Origin of the sequence: Cellulophaga sp. (genome assembly GCF_039943695.1) — a bacterium.
In the GTDB taxonomy this organism is placed as follows: Bacteria; Bacteroidota; Bacteroidia; order Flavobacteriales; family Flavobacteriaceae; genus Cellulophaga.
Genome location: NZ_JBDVAA010000050.1, coordinates 1 through 3736 on the forward strand (window position 1 = coordinate 1; position 3736 = coordinate 3736).

Sequence of the window (3736 nt, forward strand, 5' to 3'; positions counted from 1 at the left end):
AACAAGAGTTGTTATAGGCGGTAGCCACGGAAAAACAACAATTACATCTATGATTTTGCACGTGCTTAATTACCACGGCAGAGAAGTAGATTATATGGTTGGTGCACAATTAGATGGTTTTGATAGAATGGTGCATTTAACAGAAGAAAACGACTTTATTATTTTAGAGGGCGATGAGTATTTGTCTTCTCCTATAGACAGGCGACCAAAGTTTCATTTGTACAAGCCTAATATTGCTTTGTTAAGCGGAATTGCGTGGGACCATATTAACGTTTTTCCAACGTTTGAAAACTATGTGGAGCAATTTAAAATATTTGTAGATAGTATTGTTAAAGGAGGAAGCATAACTTACAATGAAGAAGATGCAGAAGTAGTTAAAGTTGTAGAAGCATCTGAAAACCCAATACGTAAGTTAGGATACTCAACTCCAGAATATACTATTGAAGATGGCGAAACCTTGTTAGAAACCCCAGAAGGTCCTATGCCAATAGAAGTTTTTGGTAAACACAACCTAAGTAATTTAGCAGGTGCAAAATGGATTTGCCAAAACATAGGAATAGACGAAGACGATTTTTACGAGGCAATAGCTACTTTTAAAGGAGCTTCTAAAAGGCTAGAGAAAATTGCAGAGAGTAAAACGTGTGTTGCTTATAAAGATTTTGCGCACTCACCAAGTAAAGTGGCAGCCACTACAAAAGCAGTTAAAGAACAATATGCAAACAGAAAATTAATAGCTTTTTTAGAGCTACATACATACAGTAGTTTTAATCCTGAATTTTTAAAAGAGTACAAAGGTGCTTTAGATGCTGCAGATGTAGCAGTAGTTTTTTATATTCCAGAATCTGTAGCTATAAAAAAATTAGATCCTGTTAGTCCACAACAAATTAAAGATGCTTTTAAAAGAGATGATTTGCAAATTTTAACTAATGCAGCAGCTTTTAAAGACCTTGTAAATAAACAAGATTACAACAACTCTGTTGTTTTGTTTATGAGTTCTGGTAATTATGGTGGTTTAGATTTAAACGATTTTAAAACACTTATAAAACAGTAATTTTTTCTTTTTTAAGTAAATACATCATAAAGTTTAGATATTTTCGTTAAAAGAATATCTAAACTTACTTATGTATATTTCTCCTGTTGACCTTTTAGGACTTTCTCTGGACGAACTTATGAACTTGGATAGCCGAGGAATTATAAGACTAGAAAAGACATTAAAAATACAAAGATTGCGTTCTGGCGCTAATGCCTACAACCCAGAGCAGGTAAGTAGCATAGTAAAACAACTCTCTAGCGAAGAAGAGAAAAAGTCTGTCTACTTTGTAGAAAAACACAGTTATTTAAAACAGTTTATTACCACAGGTAAAGATAGTGGTGAAAAAACATTTATTATAGATGCTGCTTTATTAGCAGATACACCAAATATAAAAGAGTTTCTAGAGCCTTATTTTGAAGCTTATTTTATGAAAATGGTAAAAACGGACTTTACTGCAAAAAAGTACGATACCATTATTAAGGCTATGCAACGTAAGGAGCTTTTTACAGATAATCTTTTATCTACATATTACCGTTATATAAAATCACAAGCAGATATTATTACTGAAAAAATTAAAGTATCGTCTAATGGAGATTTAATGAGTAGGTGCCCAGAGATTGCTTATAAAAGCTATATTTATTTGCTTAATACAGTTTCTTTAGGGGTAATTTCTCAATCTAAAATGGACTATGTAAGTGCTATGATAGATTATTACAATATAACAAAGAATACTTATTCTGAGTTTCCTAAGGTACAAAGAGCTTTTCGTAATTTTAAGTTAATAGAAGTTACTAGTCAAGAAATAAAAGATTTTTATGCGAAAGCAGCAAACCAAGTAGGGAGTCTTCATCAAGGAGGACAAAGCCAGCAAAGGCCTAATAGTAGACAAACAGATAAAAGTTCTGGTTCGTCTTTTTCAGGCTTAAAAGCAATTGGAATTGTTATTGGGATTATGATATTTTTAGTAAGAGTAGGGCGTATATTTACATCGTCTTCATCATCATCAAATTACTCTACATACAGTTCTCCTAGTTATAAAATTCCTACGTTAGAGTTTTCTTATGAGGATGATAAAACAGCATTTTATTCAGACTTAATACACAAAGCAGAAAATGATAGTTTAGATATAAATAATAAAATAATTATAAAATCTGGAACTACACCATACACAGCTTCTTTTAAAAGTAATGAAGGGCTAAGATCTGGCGACTTTATAAAAGTGTTAAACAAAAGAACTAGACCTTTTATTCTTTTTGAGCATTTTAACGTTATAAATTCAGACTACGCAGCTTATACAAGACCTAACGATTCTTTTAAAATAATGAATAAAAACTATTTAGAAGAATTGGTTTTTTATATGGGTGATGATTTTGTGGGTAGCGAAAGTTTAAAACGAGAAACCTATGGATCTTCTACAAAATTAAGTGCTAGTAAAAAGTACTTTAAAAGTGTAAATGAAAAAGAACTAAGTTTTTTAAAAAATAAATACGTTATAGATAGTTTAGGAGCAGACCCCAATATTGTTGTCTATGATAATGATATTGTTTTTACAGATGTGTTTTACCATTTAGAGCCTCATAAAATTTTACCTCCAGAGGTAGAAGAAGTTGAGGAGGTTGAAGAAACTATAATTATGGATAGCGAGCCACATAGATATTATGAAGAGCCAAGTGAAAGTGTTTTAAGAGAAAATAAAACGCCATTTTTTGCAAACTTATTTAAAGGAGAAGATGTTAGTACTGTAAAATGGAGGTTAAAGAATTTAAAAACAGGGGCAAACCCTTTTCCTAGAATATTTAAGAGTATTAAAAGTAATTCTATTACCGGTTATGAGGTTGTGGTTAATAATACTAGTGCAGAAGACGTAATCCTTTTTGGTGTAAACACAGAGCTAAGTAGAGATCAGGCTACATATATAAAAAAGAATACTTCTGTAACGTTAAACTTGCATGATGAAGATGATACCTTATATATTTATATGGGATCTTACTTTTATCAGCATAAAGATGTAGATACAAATTCTACTATAAATTCTCCTAACGGATTTTTTAAGAACTCGTCTAAAATAGGTAAAGACTTATCTAAGAAAAGCTTTACCATAACATATTTAGGTGTAAAACCAGAAATAAATATTACCCCTTTAGGAGTAACCTTAGTGGATATTGAGTATGATGAAAATAAGAGTTAATAAAACTATTAAATACTAAAAAAGAACGGCTGAATTTAATTCAGCCGTTCTTTTTTTATAATACAGTTAACTTAATTTTAGCTTAAACCAGTTTTGTCTTGGTTGCCAAAAGATGTTTTTGGTTTATCATCTGGTAACATATTAGCAAGCTGGTATACAACTTGTTTTACCACTTTGTATTGTCTGTTTTCTAGAGCCTTATCACCTTCTGCAATTAACATATCTGCCTTGTTCTGGTCTGGATAATGATCTATAGATTTGTAATGAAAAAACGGACCTATAAAGTTAGAGTCATCAGCGGTAAAAAGTGCATTTCTAATAGCATCTAATTCTTTAATTTTAGAACGTATTATGTATTTATTACCAGAGTTTATAAATGTTTTTTCATTAGCAATTACTTTATTTAATTCTGCGGTGTAATACTCACTATTAGTCTCAGATAAATATTGTTTAACAGCTAAAACAGAAGTTCTGTATTCTTCAATATCATTATCTAGTTCTTTGTGCCTAGTAAG

General features: G+C 31.0%; 3 protein-coding genes. 2 read left to right on the forward strand and 1 reads right to left on the reverse strand.

Going from position 1 to position 3736, the window contains the following annotated elements; all coding sequences use genetic code 11:
* A partial coding sequence (locus ABJD66_RS03860) for a Mur ligase family protein (protein ID WP_348128433.1) occupies positions 1-1051 on the forward strand: 1051 nt, incomplete at its 5' end.
* A 70-nt stretch (positions 1052-1121) separates the two neighbouring features.
* On the forward strand, positions 1122-3221 hold the full coding sequence (locus tag ABJD66_RS03865) for a hypothetical protein (protein WP_348128436.1): 2100 nt from the start codon (positions 1122-1124) through the stop codon (positions 3219-3221).
* Between the two features lie 77 nt (positions 3222-3298).
* Here ABJD66_RS03865 and ABJD66_RS03870 read toward each other — a convergent pair.
* Positions 3299-3736: hypothetical protein (locus ABJD66_RS03870; RefSeq protein ID WP_348128439.1), on the reverse strand; the 438-nt coding region annotated here is incomplete at its 5' end.

Coding starts and splice junctions, on each gene's coding strand:
- ABJD66_RS03865 (WP_348128436.1), top strand. CDS start 1,122: ATGTATATTTCTCCTGTTGACCTTTTAGGACTTTCTCTGGACGAACTT.